We start from the raw sequence: 18,324 nt of genomic DNA on the forward strand, positions 1-18,324 counted from the left end.
CGCTCTGTTGTGGCGTAAGCCAATCAGGTTAACGATTGCGTGAAAAACAACCATTGCAATGTGCTCTTAAAGCAGTATCATGCGACGGTTTTTTATTGGGTTCCCTCACCCCATCCAACAAAAAGGTCACAATATGACTCCGTTTACACAAACTCAGCGCGTAAAAGCGTTGTTCTGGCTATCGCTATTTCATCTGCTGGTGATCACCTCCAGCAACTATCTGGTGCAGCTTCCAATCTCCATTTTTGGTTTCCATACCACATGGGGCGCGTTTAGCTTTCCGTTTATTTTCCTCGCGACCGACCTGACCGTGCGTATTTTTGGCGCGCCGCTGGCTCGACGTATCATCTTTGCGGTGATGATCCCCGCGTTGCTGATCTCCTATGTCGTTTCGTCCCTGTTTTATATGGGATCGTGGCAGGGATTTGGCGCACTGCTGCACTTTAACCTGTTTGTTGCCCGTATCGCCGCCGCCAGCTTTATGGCTTACGCGCTGGGACAAATTCTGGATGTGCATGTCTTTAACCGCCTGCGCCAGAACCGTCGTTGGTGGCTGGCACCGACAGCGTCCACGCTATTTGGCAATATCAGCGATACGTTGGCCTTCTTCTTTATCGCTTTCTGGCGTAGTCCGGATGCCTTCATGGCCGAGCACTGGATGGAAATCGCGCTGGTCGATTACTGTTTCAAGGTGCTGATCAGCATTATTTTCTTCCTGCCAATGTACGGCGTGCTGCTGAATATGTTGCTGAAAAGGCTGGCAGATAAATCCGAAATCGCTGCATTGCAGACGAGTTAAAGGTTCATTTTCCGAGTTGTGATAAGATGGACGAATGAGCCGTTATGGCCGTTTATCGAAAGGAAGAAGTCAATGCGCAATCTGGTTAAATATGTCGGTATTGGCCTGCTGGTTATGGGGCTTGCAGCCTGTGATAATAGCGATACAAAAGCGCCAGCCGAGGGTGCTGCCGCAGAAAGTAGCGCCAGCGGACAACCGGTCAGCCTGCTGGACGGCAAACTCAGTTTTTCCCTGCCAGCAGATATGACCGATCAGAGCGGCAAGCTGGGCACCCAGGCGAACAATATGCACGTCTATTCTGACGCAACCGGCCAGAAAGCGGTGATTGTGATTGTTGGCGACAACACCAACGAAGACCTGGCCGTGCTGGCAAAACGTCTGGAAGATCAGCAGCGTAGCCGCGACCCACAACTGCAGGTCGTTACCAATAAATCTATTGAGCTGAAAGGCCACACGCTGCAGCAGTTAGACAGCATCATCTCAGCCAAAGGCCAGACCGCTTACTCTTCCGTAGTGCTGGGTAAAGTGGACAATCAACTGCTGACCCTGCAAATCACGCTGCCTGCTGACGATCAGCAAAAAGCGCAGACTACCGCAGAAAACATCATTAACACGCTGGTTATCCAGTAACGGTTAAGACGATGACGCGGCCTCCGGTGACACCACCTGAGGCCGTTTTTTTAGCCGCCAGGTCAGCAATAGCGCCACCGCCACCAGCCCAGCTGCCGCCAGATAGATAACCGGCACGCCCGCCCACGTCATTATCAACCCGGCCAGCGGCCCGGTAACCCCCAGCGATAAATCCATAAACACCGTGTAGGTCGCCAGCGCAGCGCCCTGATTTTGCTGCGGGACGGCTTTTACCGCTACCACGCCCAGCGCCGGGAAAACCAGTGAGAACCCAGCCCCAGCCAGCAGAACGCCGATTTTCGCCATCCACGGCATGGAAGCCATCCCGACCAGCAGCAGCCCGGCAATCTCGACGCTAAAGCAAATCATCGCCACATTCAGCCCGCCTAAACGGTTGATACCATTTGGGAACAACAGTCGAGTGCCGACAAATGTGCAGCTAAAAAGCGTCAGCGCGAAAGCTGCGCCGTCCCAGCCTTTGGCATCATAAAACAGGGTAATAAACGTGGCGATCACCCCAAATCCAGCGGAGGCCAGGGCCAGCGCCATACCGTACAACCAGACACGCCCGAGCACCGCGCGAAACGGCAACGGTTTGCCTTTGCTGGCCTTCACCGCAGGACGAGGGAGCGCCAGCAGTATCGCCACCAGCGCCACGCCCATCACGGTCAGCGCCAGCCCCTGTAAGCCCCCCCAGGCATAAAACAGAACGCCCAGCGGCGCGCCTATCGCCATCGCGCCATAGGTCACGATGCCATTCCAGGAAATCACCCGTCCGATGTGCATTGAGCCAACTACCCCCACGCCCCACAGCGTAGAGCCAGTTCCGGCAAAGCTTTGCCCGATCCCGAGAATCACCCGCCCCAGACACAGCAGCAGCAGACTAGCCAACGGACAGCCGTTCGTTGATCCCGCCAGCAAATAGCCCAGACCACTTAAAAAACAGCCGCACAGTCCGAATACCACAATTTTCTTTGGCCCCAGCAGGTCGGCATAGCGACCTGCATGCGGACGGCTCAGCAGCGTAGCGAAATATTGCAGGCTGATAACCAGCCCAGCCCAGAAGGCGCTGAACCCCATCACATCATGAACATAGCCTGGCAAGACCGCGAGCGGCAGGCCGATGGTCAGATAGCTGGCGAAGTTGAACATCACCACAGAGACAATGCGCAGGTTAAGGCGTAAACCGCTCAGCGTCGGTTCAGCGACGGGTTCGGGCATGGAGGGTCACCACGTTTTCACAACAGTGTTTCATTTCTACCATGTTGCCGCGCAGAAATCAGCAGTCAGTTTAGGAATCTCAGCCGCAAGCCAGCCGCTACACTTAATGCAAAAACGCAAACAGGAAGAAAATATGACAACCGCTCAGCCCGATAAAACGGGTTTGCACATTTTACTCAAACTGGCTGCTTTGGTGGTGATCCTCGCCGGTATTCATGCCGCGGCGGATATCATTGTGCAACTGCTGCTGGCCCTCTTTTTTGCCATTGTATTGAATCCGCTGGTCGCCTGGTTTATTCGCCGGGGAGTACGTCGCCCGGTTGCCATTACGCTCGTAGTGGTGGTGATGCTGTTCGTCCTCACGGCACTGATCGGCGTCCTCGCGTCTTCGATCACGGAATTCATGGCCATGCTACCCAAGTACAACAAGGAGCTGACACGTAAGGTCCTGCATCTGCAAGAGATGGTTCCCTTTTTAAATCTGCATATGTCCCCGGAGCGCATGCTGCAACGTATGGACTCCGACAAAATAATGACCTTCACCACCACGCTGATGACAAGTCTTTCCGGCGCCATGGCCAGCGTCGTTCTGCTGGTGATGACGGTCGTCTTTATGCTGTTTGAGGTACGTCATGTTCCTTATAAGCTGCGCTTTTCGCTGAACAACCCACAAATCCATATTGCGGGGCTGCATCGGGCGCTCAAGGGCGTATCTCACTATCTGGCACTGAAAACGTTGCTCAGCTTATGGACCGGTGCCATCATCTGGCTGGGTCTGGCGCTGATGGGGATTCAGTTTGCTCTGATGTGGGGCGTGCTGGCCTTCCTGCTAAACTACGTGCCCAACATTGGCTCGGTCATTTCCGCCGTCCCGCCCATGATCCAGGCGCTGCTGTTCAACGGCATTTACGAATGCGTACTGGTTGGTGCGCTGTTCCTGGTGGTGCATATGGTTATTGGCAATATCCTCGAACCCCGCATGATGGGGCATCGGCTGGGATTATCGACGCTTATCGTCTTCCTCTCTTTGTTGGTATGGGGATGGCTGCTCGGCCCGGTAGGCATGCTGCTCTCCGTGCCGCTAACCAGCGTGTGTAAAATCTGGATGGAAACGACCACAGGCGGTAGCAAACTGGCAATTTTACTGGGACCCGGCAGGCCCAAAAGTCGATTACCGGGATAAACTTGCAAACAGCATGTGAAGAGTGGTACACAACCCCATTATTACTAAAGGTTAGTCCTGATATGTACCGGATCGTTCATGGGAAAGTTTCTGTTTTAAGCGCTGGCGAACTGCCTGCCGCGATGAAAGAGCAAGCGCCGCAAGGTGTTCGCCGTGCGCGCTGGCTGGCAGGTCGCGTGCTGCTTTCCCATGCCCTTTCGCCATTACCGAACATCATCTATGGCGAGCAAGGAAAACCGGCCTTTTCCGCCGACACGCCGCTGTGGTTCAATCTCAGCCATAGCGGCGATGACATCGTCCTGCTGCTCAGCGACGAAGGGGAAGTCGGCTGCGATATTGAAGTTATTCGCCCGCGCGATAACTGGCAAACGCTGGCAAATACGGTATTCAGTCTTGGGGAACACGCTGAAGTTGAAGCCGAACACCCGGAGCAACAGCTGGCGGCGTTCTGGCGCATCTGGACGCGTAAAGAAGCTATCGTGAAACAGCGCGGCGGCAGTGCCTGGCAAATCGTCAGCGTCGACAGTACCGCACTGACCTCCTCACTCTCCGTCAGCCAGTGCCAGATCGATACCCTGAGCCTGGCGGTTTGCACCCCCACGCCATTTACCCTGACCGCCGACGCCGTACACAGGCTGTAATGTTTTCATTCCCGTGCGCCGCCGCGCAATATCGTAAGGTTGAAATCTGATGCAACGTATCACCATCACACTTGATGACGATTTATTAGAAACGCTCGACGGCCTGAGTCAGCGCCGTGGCTACAACAACCGTTCCGAAGCGATCCGCGATATTCTGCGCGGCGCACTGGCGCAGGAAACCACTCAGGAGCACGGCACTCAGGGCTTCGCGGTGCTCTCGTATGTTTATGAGCATGAGAAGCGTGACCTGGCGAGCCGCATTGTTTCTACCCAACACCACCACCACGATTTATCGGTCGCCACGCTGCACGTGCACATCAACCATGACGACTGCCTGGAAATCGCCGTACTAAAAGGCGACATGGGCGATGTACAGCATTTTGCCGATGACGTGATCTCCCAGCGCGGCGTGCGCCACGGTCATTTGCAGTGCCTGCCGAAAGAAGAGTAATTGCCTGTTTCGTTGCCGGATGGCGGCTACGCATTATCCGGCCTACTCCGTTACCGTTTGTAGGCCAGGCAAGCGAAGCCCCCCTGGCAATAATGAGCAAACCAACTAGCAACTATGCCTGTTTGAGACTTTTGCTGAGCGTTTCGATGATCCATGTATTGACTGATACCTGTTCTTCCGCTGCCGCAAAACTTAAACGTTCTCCGAAAGACTCTGGATAGCGCAGAGTAAACGTCTTCAGCTTTTCCGGGTTTGCGTAAGGTTCTATCCCTGCGGCAGAGCAATCATCAAGATACTCTCGTAAGGAGATCTCCCCCTCTTTTTGCAGCCCCTGAATGCTGTCAGAGACAAAATCACAATAGCCTGACAATCCCAGGAACTTACCGCGAAACGCATTAAGCTCAGGGACATAATTAATCACCGCAGGTTGACCGGCGATTTCCATTGAGTTTGGCGTTTTGGGTTTGATCATGGTTTTACCCCTATACTTGTTAACCAGTCACGTACGTTTTCGACCGCGCCTTTATCTGTATCCGGAGAAGGATGTGGTCTATGAAAACTCGCAATGCTCTTATTTAAAAGAAATTTACATCGCGAGCCTCGTCCTTCTTTGATTTCGCCACCTAACGCCTTGATCAGTGACTCAATTTCCGACCACTTGATTCCCTGCGGCGTCGGTGCTTTAAAAAGCTGATCCAGCGTGTTCTTTTGCTTTTTGCGTAAAGACAACACTTTTTCCTTCATCGCATGTCCTTATGACTTCATCCTTTGAAGTCATATTATAACAGCATACAATGCAGTCAAGATATGAAGCCAACCAATTACGCCATCGTGCCAATCGTCTTTCTAAAGCGCAGCAGCGCTATCAGGAAGAACGCGCTGCCAATCGCCAACAGCGTCAGGAACTGCGGCCAGACGATGCCAAACCCTGCACCGCGGTAAAGTATCGCCTGCGCGAGGCTGACAAAATGGGTAGTTGGCATAGTCAGCATTATGTCCTGCACCGCCTGCGGCATGCTTTCACGCGGTGTAGAACCACCAGAGAGCATCTGTAGCGGCAGCAGTACCAGAATCATCAGTAACCCCAGCTGCGGCATAGAGCGCGCCAGCGTGCCCATAAAAATACCGATCGAAGTGGTGGCGAACAGGCTCAGCGCCACGCCCAGCATAAACAGCGGTATCGAACCTTCAATCGGTACGCCGAGCACGCCTTTTACCATCAGCATCAGCGACAGACCGGAAACCACCAGCACCACCAGACCCATCGACCAGATTTTTGCCATCATGATCTCAAACGGCGTCACCGGCATAACCAGCAGATGTTCTATTGTCCCGTGCTCGCGCTCGCGGATCAGCGCCGACCCGGTAAGCACGATCGCCAGCATGGTGATGTTGTTGATAATCGCCATCACCGCGCCAAAGCGGGCAGGTTCCAGATTAGGGTTAAAGCGCATACGCATTTCCAACGCCACCGGCGGCTCACGATTGTCACGGTAACGCGCCACAAAGCTGTTCACCTCGCCGCTGATGATATTCTGGATATAGCTATTGCCGGTAAAGGCCTGACTCATCCGCGTGGCATCGACGTTAACCTGTATATCCGGCTGCCGACCGGCCAACACATCACGCTGAAAATCAGGTGGAATGTTCACGGCGAAGGTGTAGCGCCCGGCGTCCAGTCCGGCATCCATCTCATCAGCGGTGATCATCTCCGGCGGTAAAAACCACGGGCGATAAAAGCTGTTCACAATCCGGTTCGACAACTGCGACTGGTCCATATCGGCAATAGCAATCGGAGCCAGATGCAGCGAACCCGGCAGGACGGTCGCGGAAGAATAAACCGAAATCGTGAAGGCAAAGACGATCAGCGTCAGCATCGCTTTGTCACCCAGCAGGCTGCGCAACTCTTTGATGCCGAGGTTATAAATATTGCGTAATCGGCGCATCACCCCTCCTGTTTTTTCAGCAGTAATACGCTCAGACCAATCACCACCGGAATGGCTACCGCCAGCGGAATAAACAGCTGCCAGAGATCGGTCAGATCCAACGCTTTAGAGAACGTCCCACGCGCGATGGTCAGAAAATGGCTGGTCGGGTAAATTTCACCAATCCAGCGTCCAGGCCCTTCGAGCGAGGCGACCGGATCGATCATCCCGGAAAACTGCGTCGCCGGGATCAGCGTAATAATCGCCGTACCAAAAATAGCCGCGATCTGGCTTTTCATAAACGTGGAAATTAACAGACCCAGCCCGGTGGCAATGGTGACGTACAACAGCGCGGCCAGCGTCAGGGTTAAAAAACTCCCTTTATGCGGTACGCCGAACACAAACACCGACAGCGCACACAGCAGCAGGAAGTTCAGCATCCCCAGCACGATGTACGGCAACTGTTTGCCGAGTAAAAACTCGCTGCGGGTCGTGGGCGTAACGTACAGGTTGATAATCGACCCCAGCTCTTTCTCACGCACTACGCTGAGGGCGCTGAGCATCGAGGGGATCATCATCAGCAGCAGCGGGATCACCGCCGGAACAATCGCCGGCAGACTCTTTACATCCGGGTTGTAACGATAGCGAGTTTCAATGGTCATCAGCCCATTTTGCCCACTGGCATTGGGTTGACGCGCCATCACATCCTGCAGCCAGGTCTGGTGCATCGCCTGTACGTAGCCTCTGACCGTTTCAGCGCGGCTCGGCATTGCGCCATCGACCCAGACGCCAATCTTCACCGGCGTGCCACGCGCGATATCGCGGCCAAAGTTTGGCGGGATCTCTATTGCTACCGCCACTTCGCCCGAACGCATCCGTTTGTCCAGCTCGTCATAACTGGTGAGCGGCGGCTGTTCGATAAAATAGCGCGATCCCGCCAGATTCAGCGTCCACGCCTGGCTGCTGACGGTCTGGTCACGATCGAGCACCGAAAAACGCAGGTTCTCCACATCCATGCTGATGCCGTAGCCCATGATCAGCATCAGGATCACTGTGCCCATCAGCGCCAGCGTTGAACGTACCGGATCGCGTCGTAGTTCCAGCGCTTCACGGCGGCTGTAGCTGAACAACCGCCGCAGGCTAAAGCCCTGCCGCGGCGGCTGACTATTTTCATGCGCTATCGGAACATTGGCTGGCGGTAACTGAGCTTCCGGTGCCGGGCCTGCCGCTTCCTGTAACCAGGAGATAAACGCCTCTTCCAGACTGGCAGCGCCACGCTGTTTCACCAGTTCCTGCGGCGTGCCGCTGGCCAGCACTTTTCCGGCGTGCATCAGCGACATCCGGTCGCAGCGCTCCGCTTCGTTCATAAAGTGGGTGGAGATAAAAATGGTCACTTTGTCCTGCCGCGACAGATCGACCATCAGTTGCCAGAACATGTCCCTCGCCACCGGATCGACCCCGGAGGTCGGCTCATCAAGAATGAGCATTTCCGGGCGATGGATCACCGCCACCGCCAGCGACAGGCGTTGACGGATCCCCAACGGCAGCGCGCCGGGCAACGCGTCTTCGACATCGGTCAGCGAAAAACGCTCGCTCATCTCTTGTACACGCCCGGGGATTTCCGCTTCGGGGATATGGAACAGCCGCGCGTGTAGTTCGAGGTTTTGCCGGACGGTCAGCTCGCTGTAGAGCGAAAACGCCTGCGACATATAGCCCACCCGGCGGCGGGTATCGATATTCTTCGGGTCAACCGCTTGCCCAAACAACCAGGCCTCACCTTCGCTTGCGGGTAGCAGACCGGTGAGCATCTTCATGGTGGTGGATTTACCGCAGCCGTTGGAGCCGAGAAAACCGAAGATTTCCCCGCGCGGAATACGAAAGTTAACGTGGTCAACGGCGACAAACTTACCGAAGCGCATAGTCAGGTCTTTCGCCTCGATGGCAATCTCTTCCTGCTCAGCGTGATACGGCGGGATCACCACCGGCTTATGTGCCTGGCGCTGGGCTTCAGGTAGCAGCGCGATAAACGCCTGCTCCAGCGTGTTGCTGTTGGTTTGTTCGCGTAGCTGCTGGGCGCTCCCGGTGGCTAACACCTCCCCGGCGTTCATCGCCACCAGCCAGTCAAAGCGCTCGGCTTCTTCCATGTAAGCGGTCGCAACCAGCACGCTCATGTTAGTCTGCCGCTGGCGAATGCTGTTAATTAGATCCCAGAACTGGGCGCGGGACAGCGGATCGACCCCGGTGGTGGGTTCATCGAGAATTAACAGTTCCGGGTCGTGGATTAACGCACAGCACAGCCCCAGCTTTTGCTTCATCCCGCCCGAGAGTTTCCCGGCGGGACGGTCGCGAAACGGTGCCAGGCCAGTGCTGTTCAGCAGCTCGGTAATCCGCGCTTCGCGTTCCGCTTTATCATGACCAAACAGCCGGGCAAAGAAATCGACGTTCTCATACACCGACAGCGTATGGTACAGGTTTTTCCCTAACCCCTGCGGCATCCAGGCAATGCGCGGGCAGACATCCCGTCGATGTTTTGGGTCGCGCATATCGCCGCCCAGCACCATCACGTTGCCGTGTTCAATGACCCGCGCGCCGGAGATGAGCGACAGCAGGCTCGATTTTCCGACGCCATCCGGGCCAATAAGCCCCACCATACAGCGGGCAGGGATATCCAGCGTGATGTTGTTCAGCGCGACCGTTTTCCCGTAATGCTGACTCACGCCGTCAAGGTGCGCCACGGGAGGAACGGGAACCAGCGCCAGATGCGTCATTGCGGCAACCTCACCACCAGGTCGTCAGGCCAGGGGCGATTTTCATCAACACGCACCCACGCCATGCCCGGCAGACCGGTTTTCACGTACTCCAGATGCTGCTGCAACAGCTCTGGCGGGATACGCGCTTTAACGCGGAACATTAGCTTCAGCCGTTCATCACTGGTTTCGACCGTTTTCGGTGTGAACTGCGCGACACTAGCCACAAAGCTAATGGTCGCCGGAATACGCAGATCCGGCGCGGCATCCAGCACCAGGCGAGCTTCACCACCAATCTTCAATAAACCAGCCTGTTCGGTAGGTAAGAAGAACGTCATGTAGACATCGCTGAGATCGACCATATTCAGTACGCGACCGCCCGCGGAAAGCACCTCGCCCGGTTCGGCGACACGGTACTGCACGCGACCATCGCGCGGGGCTTTCAGCTCGCTGTCATCAATATCAGCAGCAATGCGACGTTCGGTGGCCTGCGCGGCTTCTACGCGGGTTTGCGCCTGAATGATGCTGGTACGAGCGGCTTCAATTGCGGCTTTTGCCGCAGAGACCTGCGCCTTTGCGGATTCCAGTGCCGCGCGAGCGCTTTCAGCCGCAGCCCTGTCGTCATCCAGTTGTTGCTCGGATACAGCCCCACGCAGGGATAGAGAACGGGAGCGAACGTGACGTTTAGAGACCGACTGCAGTTCCGCCTCGCGCTGTTTTACCACCGACTGCGCGGCGCGCATTTCACTTTGCCGCTGTTCCAGCAGCGCTCGTGCCGCCGCCACCGCGCTTTCGGCTTCTTTGATTTGCGCGACAGCTTCCAGCCGCTGCTCCTGCAGCACGCGGGTATCCATTTTCGCCAGTACCTCGCCCTGACGAACGAACTGTCCTTCCGATACGAGGATCGTATCGATACGCCCGGCAATTTTGGTGGCAATATCCACTTCGGTAGCTTCTATTCTGCCGTTGCTGGCCGCGAAACCTTCCGGAATCCCCGCAGGACGCAACATCCACCATGCTATTGCAGCAACCACCACCACAATACCCGCGCCCCACCACACCAGATGACGCTTAATCTTTTCCATATCCGACCCGCCGTAATCCCTGTTATCAAACGATGCGTGTCACAAAGCCCACTGAACAGCTATTCAGCGGGAGATTCCATCCGGGATGAGAAGGAATGAGAAATAATGGCCAGAGTGCGGACAGGCGTTATAGCAACGCACACCGCGAAGGAAGTGAGTGACGAAAATGCTGCGAAATCGGGTACTAATGTTGTCATCATCAGCGTTCCTGGCCGGAAATGAAACACGCATACTCATAACTGCTGTCTATTGAATACTAACACCTGGATTCAATATGTCTATTCGGTTGTCGTTTCCAGTTCAGCCCTGGCACAAGAAATATTTCGTATATCAACGATTGATAAACAATCGCAACTATAAACATAATCAATGATTAGGCATCCCTATAATAGCGGCTCATTTACCGATCTCGTTATGGCGAGGCTCCTGTACAAATACAAGTTACCGCCCTGCTGGTATCGAGAGAGACCACTCAGGGAAATACAGGCATCCATCGAATCAAGGTGTTGCCAAGGTAACTTCTGACGATTTCACCATCGGACAGATACGTTGTTCAGTGCTAAAACCAGGACGTAGGGATCTGCCTGTGCTAACCCTGTCTTGTTCGCCCCTATGAGAGATTTTTATAGGGAATTACACCATGTCATCTATGCCACTCTGCGCCGCTCATCATCCTATGCCGGATTTCAATGGCGACGCTATCGCCCAATATATGCGCACCGATTTTATTACTCTGCCAGACCATCTCAGCGTGAACGGCGCTCGCGAGTACTTTGTCTCCCAACTCACAACGGATGACATCCCAGGCCAGGTCTTTGTTGTGGCTGGAAAAGCGCTGCGCGGGGTGTTATCCATCAAGCGCTTATTGCAGGAAAAAGATACGTCGCTGAACATCAATCATCTTACGGACAGCTGTTTATTTCATGTAAAGCCTGATGATGAACGGGCGCAGGTCGTTGCCGAGTTAGCCGAACGCGAAGTCGATCTGGTTGCTGTCGTTGAGAGAGGTGAGCTGGTCGGTTGTCTGATGGAAAAAGAGATCGCTCATCTACAGGAAGATGATGTTACCGAAGACGTTCAGCTTCAGGGCGCCACGCTACCGCTGGAAAAACCCTATCTGGAAATTAGTCCGTGGACATTGTGGAAAAAACGTTCGGTCTGGCTCCTGCTGCTGTTTGTCGCAGAAGCCTATACCAGCAGCGTGCTTCAGCATTTTGAAGAGGCGCTGGAATCTGCAATTGCCCTGGCCTTTTTTATTCCGCTATTAATTGGTACTGGCGGCAACAGCGGTACGCAGATCACTTCGACGCTGGTACGTTCAATGGCGCTGGGAGAAGTGCGGCTGCGCGATATGGGCCGGGTGATCCGCAAAGAAGTTTCAACTTCGCTGCTGATCGCTCTGACGCTGGGCCTGGCAGGGTGCTTACGCGCGTGGATGATGGGCATCGGCATGGAAATCACGCTGATCGTCAGCCTGACGCTGGTTTGCATTACGCTGTGGAGCGCCGTGGTGTCATCAGTGATCCCCATGGTGCTCAAGCGTATCGGCATTGATCCCGCCGTGGTTTCGGCCCCGTTTATCGCCACGCTTATCGACGGTACCGGGTTAATTATCTACTTTAAAATCGCCCAGCACTTTCTTGGTCTGAACTAATGATAACGCCCGGCAGCTCAGGTTGTCGGGCGTCACAGTCAGGCTGGCGCTAAATCTTGCGCACACGCCCAGGCACTCGACCATGCCCACTGGAAGTTATAGCCTCCCAACCAGCCGGTAACGTCCATAACTTCGCCGATAAAATAGAGTCCCGGCACTTTACGTGCTTCCATCGTGCGCGATGAAAGCTCATTGGTATCAACGCCGCCCAGCGTGACTTCAGCGGTACGATACCCTTCTGTACCGTTCGGCTGCACCCGCCAATCGGTCAGCGTCTCAACCAGCGTTTGTTGATCACGCACATTAAGCTGTTTCAGCGAGACGTCCGGGATTTGCCCTAACTGCTGTAAACATTCCACCAGCCGTTTTGGCAACTGCATAGCAAGCGTATTCTTTAAGCTCTGATTAGGGTGGGCGCTGCGTTGGTCATCGAGGAAGCTCGCAAGGTCAACATCCGGCAACAAATTAATGCTGACAAATTCGCCTGGCTGCCAAAAACTGGAAATCTGCAGTACGGCCGGACCAGAAAGCCCACGGTGCGTAAAGAGCAGATTTTCACGAAAGACGGTGCCGTCCTCGGCGGTGATAACGGAAGAAACGGACACGCCAGAGAGCACCTGAAGCTGCTCCAGCAGTGGCTTATGCAACGTAAAGGGCACCAGTCCTGCGCGCGTTGGCAATACGTTCAGACCGAACTGTTCGGCAATTTTATAACCAAACGGCGTTGCCCCCAGACCCGGCATAGAGAGACCACCGGAGGCAATAACCAGCTTTTTCGTGCCCACGGTCATCCCGTTCAATTCGAGAATGAAATCATCACCCTCTCGCTCGACGCTCAGGACTTCGCTACGTAACCGCATAGTTACGTTACCTTTTTCACACTCGTCTACCAGCATATCGACAATTTGCTGTGCGGAATCATCGCAGAACAGCTGGCCTAGCGTTTTTTCGTGCCAGGCAATACCGTGTTTGCCCACCAGGTCGATAAAATCCCACTGCGTGTAACGCGCCAGCGCCGATTTGCAAAAATGAGGGTTTTGGCTCAAATAGGCGGCAGGCTCGACATAAAGATTGGTAAAGTTGCAGCGTCCCCCGCCAGACATGAGAATCTTACGCCCCGGCTTTTTACCATTATCAATCAGCAGTACGCGACTACCTGCTTGTCCTGCCTGCGCGGCACAAAACATACCCGCTGCGCCAGCGCCTATAATAACGGTATCAAACCTTTCCACGTTGCGATCCTCTCTAAAAAGCGGGTGTGAATTGTAAAGATTCCTCAGTGGTCGCACCAGCACCAAACTACCGATAAAGGGTATTTAACTGAAATATATAGGATAATTCTTTAGTGGTGTAAAACAAAGCAGGAGACAAATCAAAAAAACTCTATATTTCACTTTGCCCGCGCCGCCAAAGTCACTGATAATGCGCCGCGTTCATGTCCTCAAAATGGCGTAACGTCCTATGCTACATTTGTTTGCTGGCCTGGATTTACATACCGGGCTTTTACTATTGCTTGCTCTGGCTTTTGTGCTGTTCTACGAAGCGATTAACGGCTTCCATGATACAGCCAATGCTGTCGCAACCGTGATCTATACCCGTGCAATGCGTTCGCAATTGGCGGTGGTCATGGCTGCGGTGTTCAACTTCTTTGGTGTTTTGCTGGGTGGTCTCAGCGTGGCGTATGCCATCGTGCATATGCTGCCAACGGATCTGCTGCTCAATATGGGATCGTCACATGGCCTTGCCATGGTGTTCTCCATGCTGCTGGCAGCAATTATCTGGAACCTGGGTACCTGGTACTTTGGTTTACCTGCATCCAGCTCCCACACGCTGATTGGCGCCATTATCGGTATTGGTTTAACCAATGCGCTGATGACTGGCACCTCGGTAGTGGATGCACTTAACATTCCGAAAGTTATCGGTATTTTTGCCTCGCTTATCATCTCGCCAATTGTTGGTCTGGTGGTTGCAGGCGGTCTTATTTTCATTCTGCGTCGCTACTGGAGCGGTACAAAAAAACGTGCCCGTATCCACCTGACGCCAGCAGAACGTGAAAAGAAAGATGGCAAGAAAAAGCCGCCGTTCTGGACGCGTATTGCCCTAATCCTCTCCGCTATCGGCGTGGCGTTCTCTCATGGCGCTAACGACGGGCAGAAAGGCATTGGTCTGGTGATGCTGGTGCTGATTGGCGTAGCGCCTGCGGGCTTCGTGGTGAATATGAATGCTTCCGGTTACGAGATTACCCGTACCCGTGATGCCATCAATAACGTCGAAGTCTTCTTCCAGCAGCGTCCTGACCTGCTTAAACAGGCTACAGGCGTAGACCAGTTGATTCCGTCCCCGACGGACGCGGCACCAGCGACGACGACAGAGTTCCATTGCCACCCGGCGAATACCATCAACGCGCTGGAACGTGCGAAAGGTATGCTGGCGAACCTGGAAACCTACGACAAGTTAAGCGTCGAACAGCGTGGTCAGCTGCGTCGCATTATGCTGTGCATCTCTGATACCACCGATAAAGTGGTTAAGCTGCCTGGCGTAAGCACTGACGATCAGCGTCTGCTGAAGAAACTGAAAGCTGACATGCTGAGCACCATTGAGTATGCGCCTATCTGGATCATTATGGCCGTCGCACTGGCGCTGGGCATTGGTACCATGATCGGCTGGCGTCGCGTAGCCACCACCATTGGTGAGAAAATCGGTAAGAAAGGCATGACCTATGCCCAGGGGATGTCGGCACAGATGACCGCCGCAGTCTCTATCGGTCTCGCCAGTTACACCGGTATGCCCGTTTCCACCACCCACGTTCTCTCCTCTTCCGTTGCGGGGACGATGGTTGTTGATGGCGGCGGTTTACAGCGTAAAACGGTGACCAGCATTCTGATGGCCTGGGTCTTCACCCTGCCAGCCGCAATTCTTCTTTCCGGCGGGCTTTACTGGCTCTCTCTGAAGCTTATCTAAGCGAATGCACGGTAAAAAAGCGGGTCAGTTTTCTGACCCGCTTTTTTTGTATCTGTCGTTGGCATCAGTGCCAGATAATCAGCGCAACCATGCTGATTAGCACCAGGCCACATAGCGCGCTGGTGAGGATGAACTGACCGCGAACCCGCTCACAGCGGCGAATAAACTCATCATCATGATGATCGCGGTAACGCTGAGCGTAGATATACCACACCAGACGCATCTGCTTGTTCGGTTGCCCATGCGAGGTAAAAAAGCCCCCACCATCTACATACTGGTAAAGCAATGGATCGCAACCACGAAGTACCACTAACAGTGCGCGTAACGAAGAAAAATAGCGCGCCATATTAACAATGCAAACGACACATAAAGCCCAGAACAATGCAATGGTGCTTATCATACCTCCTCCCCGGCGACCCGCCCACGGAACTCCTTTCCGGGACTACCGCTCCCCGATACCCTGCCAAACCATTCAGTGAAGAGTACAGCCGAACCGTTCGTATTAGTATCACGCATCCGAACGCCTCTCTAGATAGTGTAGGAGATTAGTTAATTTTTTTGCCAGAAGGTTAATCGCTATCAATGCAATTAACTAAAAAATTTGTTTAACTGCTTGGCAAGCAAGGCGGATTGACGGATTATCCTGGTCGCTATAATGTAAGGATAGTCCTTATATGGTACGTTTTTACGACTGGGCTAGCCCCGCGCGCAAGGTTCGCAGGATGCGGATGACGCGGCGGCAGGTAAACGCCAGCAGGCTAGTCATCGACAACTTATGGAAGGAGTAACACTATGGCTTATAAACACATTCTTATCGCGGTTGATCTTTCTCCGGAAAGCAAAGTTCTGGTTGAAAAAGCGGTCTCTATGGCGCGGCCTTACAATGCTAAAGTCTCCCTTATCCACGTTGACGTAAACTATTCCGACCTGTACACCGGGCTTATCGACGTGAATCTGGGCGACATGCAGAAACGCATTTCTGAAGAAACCCACCACGCGCTAACCGAGCTTTCCACCAACGCAGGCTACCCTATCACCGAAACCCTGAGCGGTAGCGGCGACCTGGGTCAGGTTCTGGTTGATGCCATCAAAAAATACGACATGGATCTGGTCGTTTGTGGTCACCACCAGGATTTCTGGAGCAAGCTAATGTCCTCCGCGCGCCAACTAATCAACACTGTCCACGTCGACATGTTGATTGTTCCGCTGCGTGACGACGAAGAAGCATAAAACGCTGGCCGTCGGGAGATAACCCGACGCGCTACAAGTCGTTAAGCCTGTAAACGCCCGCCTTTGCGGGCGTTTTTGTTTTTATCATTCAGACACAATTAGTACATCAATCCAACAAATAAATCATAATTAGTGTGATCAACTAATTGGATCGAAAACTATCTCTATAATACTCTACGCCTGCGGCCAATAACCGCAGTCTATAACAAAATAAGACTTTTTCGGCGCGTTTAAGCATACGCGTTCATACTTTTCGGGATGGCTTTGAAAGGCGATGGAATATGAATAAAACTGCACCTACGGGCTTGCTGCAGCAACCTCGTCCGTTCTTCATGATCTTCTTTGTGGAATTATGGGAACGATTTGGCTATTACGGCGTTCAGGGCATCCTGGCGGTATTTTTTGTTAAGCAGCTCGGCTTTTCGCAGGAACAGGCATTTGTCACCTTTGGTGCATTTGCCGCGCTGGTCTACGGCCTGATCTCGATCGGCGGCTACGTCGGCGACCATCTGTTAGGTACCAAGCGCACGCTGGTACTCGGCGCCATTGTGCTGGCGATCGGCTACTTCATGACCGGGATGTCACTGCTTAAGCCCGACCTGATTTTTATTGCTTTGGGTACCATTGCCGTCGGTAATGGGCTGTTTAAAGCCAACCCGGCAAGCCTGCTGTCAAAATGCTATCCACCGAAAGACGCCCGTCTGGACGGTGCTTTCACCCTGTTTTATATGTCGATTAACATCGGTTCACTGCTGTCGTTGTCGCTGGCACCGGTGATTGCCGATAAGTTTGGCTACGCGGTGACCTATAATCTGTGCGGGGCCGGGCTTATTGTCGCGCTGTTGGTCTACTTTGCCTGCCGTGGAATGGTGAAGAATATCGGTTCAGAGCCGGACCATAAGCCGCTGAATTTCCGTAATCTATTCTGCGTGCTGGCTGGAACGGTAGTGATGGTATTTATCTGCGCCTGGCTGATGCACAACGTGCAGATTGCCAACCTGGTGCTGATCGTCCTGTCAATTGCCGTGACGATCATCTTCTTCCGTCAGGCCTTCAAACTGGATAAAACCGGGCGCAACAAAATGTTCGTGGCCTTTATCCTGATGCTGGAAGCGGTGGTGTTCTACGTCCTGTACGCGCAGATGCCAACTTCACTGAACTTCTTTGCTATCAATAACGTGCACCATGAAATTCTTGGTTTCGCCATCAACCCGGTAAGCTTCCAGGCGCTGAACCCGTTCTGGGTGGTACTGGCGAGTCCGGTACTGGCTGCAATCTATACCCGCCTGGGCAACAAAGGTAAAGACCTGACCATGCCGATGAAGTTTACGCTCGGTATGTTCCTGTGCTCGCTGGGTTTCCTGACCGCCGCTGCAGCCGGAATGTGGTTTGCCGATGCGCAGGGGCTGACGTCGCCGTGGTTTATCGTGCTGGTGTATCTGTTCCAGAGCCTGGGTGAACTGCTGATTAGCGCCCTGGGGCTGGCTATGGTCGCTGCTCTCGTGCCACAACACCTGATGGGCTTTATTCTCGGGATGTGGTTCCTGACCCAGGCAGCAGCCTTCCTGATGGGGGGTTATGTCGCGACGTTCACCGCCGTACCAGAGAACATCACCGACCCGCTGCAAACGCTGCCTATCTATACCAACGTCTTCAGTAAGATTGGTCTGGTGACCCTGGCCGTAACGGTGGTGATGGCGATTATGGTGCCATGGCTGAACCGCATGATTAATACGCCGAGCACCGAGCAATAACCTTCAGTGCCGGATGGCGGCTATTGCCCTATCCGGCATTTTC

Annotated in this window: 17 protein-coding genes and 1 riboswitch; of the genes, 9 read left to right on the plus strand and 8 right to left on the minus strand. The window is 54.0% G+C overall.

The genetic code is table 11. The features are described from left to right. Nucleotides 1-133 precede the first annotated feature (133 nt). Nucleotides 134-799, plus strand: a complete 666-nt coding sequence (locus OGV57_RS22255) for a 7-cyano-7-deazaguanine/7-aminomethyl-7-deazaguanine transporter (protein ID WP_003837818.1) — start codon at nucleotides 134-136, stop codon at nucleotides 797-799. 72 nt (nucleotides 800-871) lie between these two features. Next, complete coding sequence (locus OGV57_RS22260; protein WP_003837816.1) at nucleotides 872-1,429, plus strand: DcrB family lipoprotein; 558 nt, start codon at nucleotides 872-874, stop codon at nucleotides 1,427-1,429. Nucleotides 1,430-1,432: 3 nt separating this feature from the next. Here the strand turns inward: OGV57_RS22260 and OGV57_RS22265 are convergent, their stop codons facing one another. Then, the gene (locus tag OGV57_RS22265) at nucleotides 1,433-2,650 is read right to left on the minus strand and encodes an MFS transporter (RefSeq protein WP_054528867.1); all 1,218 of its coding nucleotides are present in this window, start codon (nucleotides 2,648-2,650) and stop codon (nucleotides 1,433-1,435) included. Nucleotides 2,651-2,783: 133 nt separating this feature from the next. Here OGV57_RS22265 and OGV57_RS22270 point away from each other — a divergent pair, with 133 nt between their 5' ends. From OGV57_RS22270 to nikR, 3 genes are all read left to right on the plus strand, one after another. After that, a complete protein-coding gene (locus OGV57_RS22270; protein ID WP_003023393.1) occupies nucleotides 2,784-3,833 on the plus strand; it encodes an AI-2E family transporter in 1,050 nt (349 codons plus the stop codon). A gap of 62 nt (nucleotides 3,834-3,895) precedes the next feature. Continuing rightward, nucleotides 3,896-4,474 (plus strand): 4'-phosphopantetheinyl transferase AcpT, encoded by a 579-nt coding sequence (acpT, locus tag OGV57_RS22275; RefSeq protein ID WP_003837810.1) that lies wholly within the window; start codon nucleotides 3,896-3,898, stop codon nucleotides 4,472-4,474. A gap of 49 nt (nucleotides 4,475-4,523) precedes the next feature. Then, a complete protein-coding gene (gene nikR / locus OGV57_RS22280) occupies nucleotides 4,524-4,925 on the plus strand; it encodes a nickel-responsive transcriptional regulator NikR (protein ID WP_003023387.1) in 402 nt (133 codons plus the stop codon). Between the two features lie 112 nt (nucleotides 4,926-5,037). Here the strand turns inward: nikR and OGV57_RS22285 are convergent, their stop codons facing one another. The 5 genes from OGV57_RS22285 to OGV57_RS22305 all read right to left on the minus strand — a co-directional run bounded on the left by OGV57_RS22285 (nucleotide 5,038) and on the right by OGV57_RS22305 (nucleotide 10,682). Then, nucleotides 5,038-5,397 (minus strand): type II toxin-antitoxin system HicB family antitoxin, encoded by a 360-nt coding sequence (locus OGV57_RS22285; RefSeq protein WP_003837808.1) that lies wholly within the window; start codon nucleotides 5,395-5,397, stop codon nucleotides 5,038-5,040. Continuing rightward, entirely contained in the window at nucleotides 5,394-5,669 is a 276-nt protein-coding gene (locus OGV57_RS22290) for a type II toxin-antitoxin system HicA family toxin (protein ID WP_003837806.1), read from the minus strand. The genes OGV57_RS22285 and OGV57_RS22290 overlap by 4 nt, the downstream gene beginning before the upstream one ends. Before the next feature lie 77 nt (nucleotides 5,670-5,746). After that, nucleotides 5,747-6,871 carry an ABC transporter permease gene (locus tag OGV57_RS22295; RefSeq protein WP_048218799.1) on the minus strand — a complete coding sequence of 375 codons (1,125 nt, stop codon included), beginning with the start codon at nucleotides 6,869-6,871 and terminating at the stop codon, nucleotides 5,747-5,749. Beyond that, the gene (gene rbbA / locus OGV57_RS22300) at nucleotides 6,871-9,618 is read right to left on the minus strand and encodes a ribosome-associated ATPase/putative transporter RbbA (RefSeq protein ID WP_049025788.1); all 2,748 of its coding nucleotides are present in this window, start codon (nucleotides 9,616-9,618) and stop codon (nucleotides 6,871-6,873) included. The genes OGV57_RS22295 and rbbA overlap by 1 nt, the downstream gene beginning before the upstream one ends. After that, nucleotides 9,615-10,682, minus strand: a complete 1,068-nt coding sequence (locus OGV57_RS22305; protein ID WP_003023381.1) for an HlyD family secretion protein — start codon at nucleotides 10,680-10,682, stop codon at nucleotides 9,615-9,617. Before OGV57_RS22305 ends, rbbA begins: the two co-directional genes overlap by 4 nt. 401 nt (nucleotides 10,683-11,083) lie before the next feature. Next, nucleotides 11,084-11,267: riboswitch (M-box (ykoK) riboswitch) on the plus strand. Between the two features lie 55 nt (nucleotides 11,268-11,322). On the opposite strand from OGV57_RS22305, the gene OGV57_RS22310 reads away from it, so the two are divergent. Continuing rightward, entirely contained in the window at nucleotides 11,323-12,336 is a 1,014-nt protein-coding gene (locus OGV57_RS22310; RefSeq protein ID WP_003837796.1) for a magnesium transporter, read from the plus strand. Between the two features lie 38 nt (nucleotides 12,337-12,374). On the opposite strand, the gene OGV57_RS22315 is transcribed toward OGV57_RS22310, so the two are convergent. Beyond that, a complete protein-coding gene (locus tag OGV57_RS22315; protein ID WP_003837793.1) occupies nucleotides 12,375-13,568 on the minus strand; it encodes a BaiN/RdsA family NAD(P)/FAD-dependent oxidoreductase in 1,194 nt (397 codons plus the stop codon). A gap of 229 nt (nucleotides 13,569-13,797) precedes the next feature. Between OGV57_RS22315 and pitA the strand changes: the two genes are divergently transcribed. Beyond that, the gene (gene pitA / locus OGV57_RS22320; RefSeq protein WP_003023373.1) at nucleotides 13,798-15,297 is read left to right on the plus strand and encodes an inorganic phosphate transporter PitA; all 1,500 of its coding nucleotides are present in this window, start codon (nucleotides 13,798-13,800) and stop codon (nucleotides 15,295-15,297) included. A gap of 64 nt (nucleotides 15,298-15,361) precedes the next feature. Here pitA and uspB read toward each other — a convergent pair whose 3' ends face one another. Then, nucleotides 15,362-15,697: a universal stress protein UspB gene (uspB, locus tag OGV57_RS22325; protein WP_003023371.1), complete on the minus strand. Its 336-nt coding sequence runs from the start codon at nucleotides 15,695-15,697 to the stop codon at nucleotides 15,362-15,364. 392 nt (nucleotides 15,698-16,089) lie between these two features. On the opposite strand from uspB, the gene uspA reads away from it, so the two are divergent. Next, nucleotides 16,090-16,527, plus strand: coding sequence for a universal stress protein UspA (gene uspA / locus OGV57_RS22330; protein WP_003023368.1), 438 nt, complete (start codon nucleotides 16,090-16,092; stop codon nucleotides 16,525-16,527). Between the two features lie 281 nt (nucleotides 16,528-16,808). After that, a complete protein-coding gene (gene dtpB, locus OGV57_RS22335; protein WP_003023364.1) occupies nucleotides 16,809-18,281 on the plus strand; it encodes a dipeptide/tripeptide permease DtpB in 1,473 nt (490 codons plus the stop codon). Nucleotides 18,282-18,324: the final 43 nt, after the last annotated feature.

Source organism: Citrobacter sp. Cf087 (assembly GCF_030334285.1).
Lineage (GTDB): Bacteria > Pseudomonadota > Gammaproteobacteria > Enterobacterales > Enterobacteriaceae > Citrobacter > Citrobacter freundii.

Bases quoted from the DNA above. Each gene is read 5' to 3' on its own strand.
- OGV57_RS22290 (WP_003837806.1), bottom strand. From the start codon at position 5,669: ATGAAGGAAAAAGTGTTGTCTTTACGCAAAAAGCAAAAGAACACGCTG.
- OGV57_RS22285 (WP_003837808.1), bottom strand. From the start codon at position 5,397: ATGATCAAACCCAAAACGCCAAACTCAATGGAAATCGCCGGTCAACCT.
- uspA (WP_003023368.1), top strand. From the start codon at position 16,090: ATGGCTTATAAACACATTCTTATCGCGGTTGATCTTTCTCCGGAAAGC.
- OGV57_RS22270 (WP_003023393.1), top strand. From the start codon at position 2,784: ATGACAACCGCTCAGCCCGATAAAACGGGTTTGCACATTTTACTCAAA.
- OGV57_RS22310 (WP_003837796.1), top strand. From the start codon at position 11,323: ATGTCATCTATGCCACTCTGCGCCGCTCATCATCCTATGCCGGATTTC.
- OGV57_RS22305 (WP_003023381.1), bottom strand. From the start codon at position 10,682: ATGGAAAAGATTAAGCGTCATCTGGTGTGGTGGGGCGCGGGTATTGTG.
- OGV57_RS22255 (WP_003837818.1), top strand. From the start codon at position 134: ATGACTCCGTTTACACAAACTCAGCGCGTAAAAGCGTTGTTCTGGCTA.
- dtpB (WP_003023364.1), top strand. From the start codon at position 16,809: ATGAATAAAACTGCACCTACGGGCTTGCTGCAGCAACCTCGTCCGTTC.
- pitA (WP_003023373.1), top strand. From the start codon at position 13,798: ATGCTACATTTGTTTGCTGGCCTGGATTTACATACCGGGCTTTTACTA.
- OGV57_RS22295 (WP_048218799.1), bottom strand. From the start codon at position 6,871: ATGCGCCGATTACGCAATATTTATAACCTCGGCATCAAAGAGTTGCGC.
- OGV57_RS22260 (WP_003837816.1), top strand. From the start codon at position 872: ATGCGCAATCTGGTTAAATATGTCGGTATTGGCCTGCTGGTTATGGGG.
- rbbA (WP_049025788.1), bottom strand. From the start codon at position 9,618: ATGACGCATCTGGCGCTGGTTCCCGTTCCTCCCGTGGCGCACCTTGAC.
- OGV57_RS22265 (WP_054528867.1), bottom strand. From the start codon at position 2,650: ATGCCCGAACCCGTCGCTGAACCGACGCTGAGCGGTTTACGCCTTAAC.
- acpT (WP_003837810.1), top strand. From the start codon at position 3,896: ATGTACCGGATCGTTCATGGGAAAGTTTCTGTTTTAAGCGCTGGCGAA.
- uspB (WP_003023371.1), bottom strand. From the start codon at position 15,697: ATGATAAGCACCATTGCATTGTTCTGGGCTTTATGTGTCGTTTGCATT.
- nikR (WP_003023387.1), top strand. From the start codon at position 4,524: ATGCAACGTATCACCATCACACTTGATGACGATTTATTAGAAACGCTC.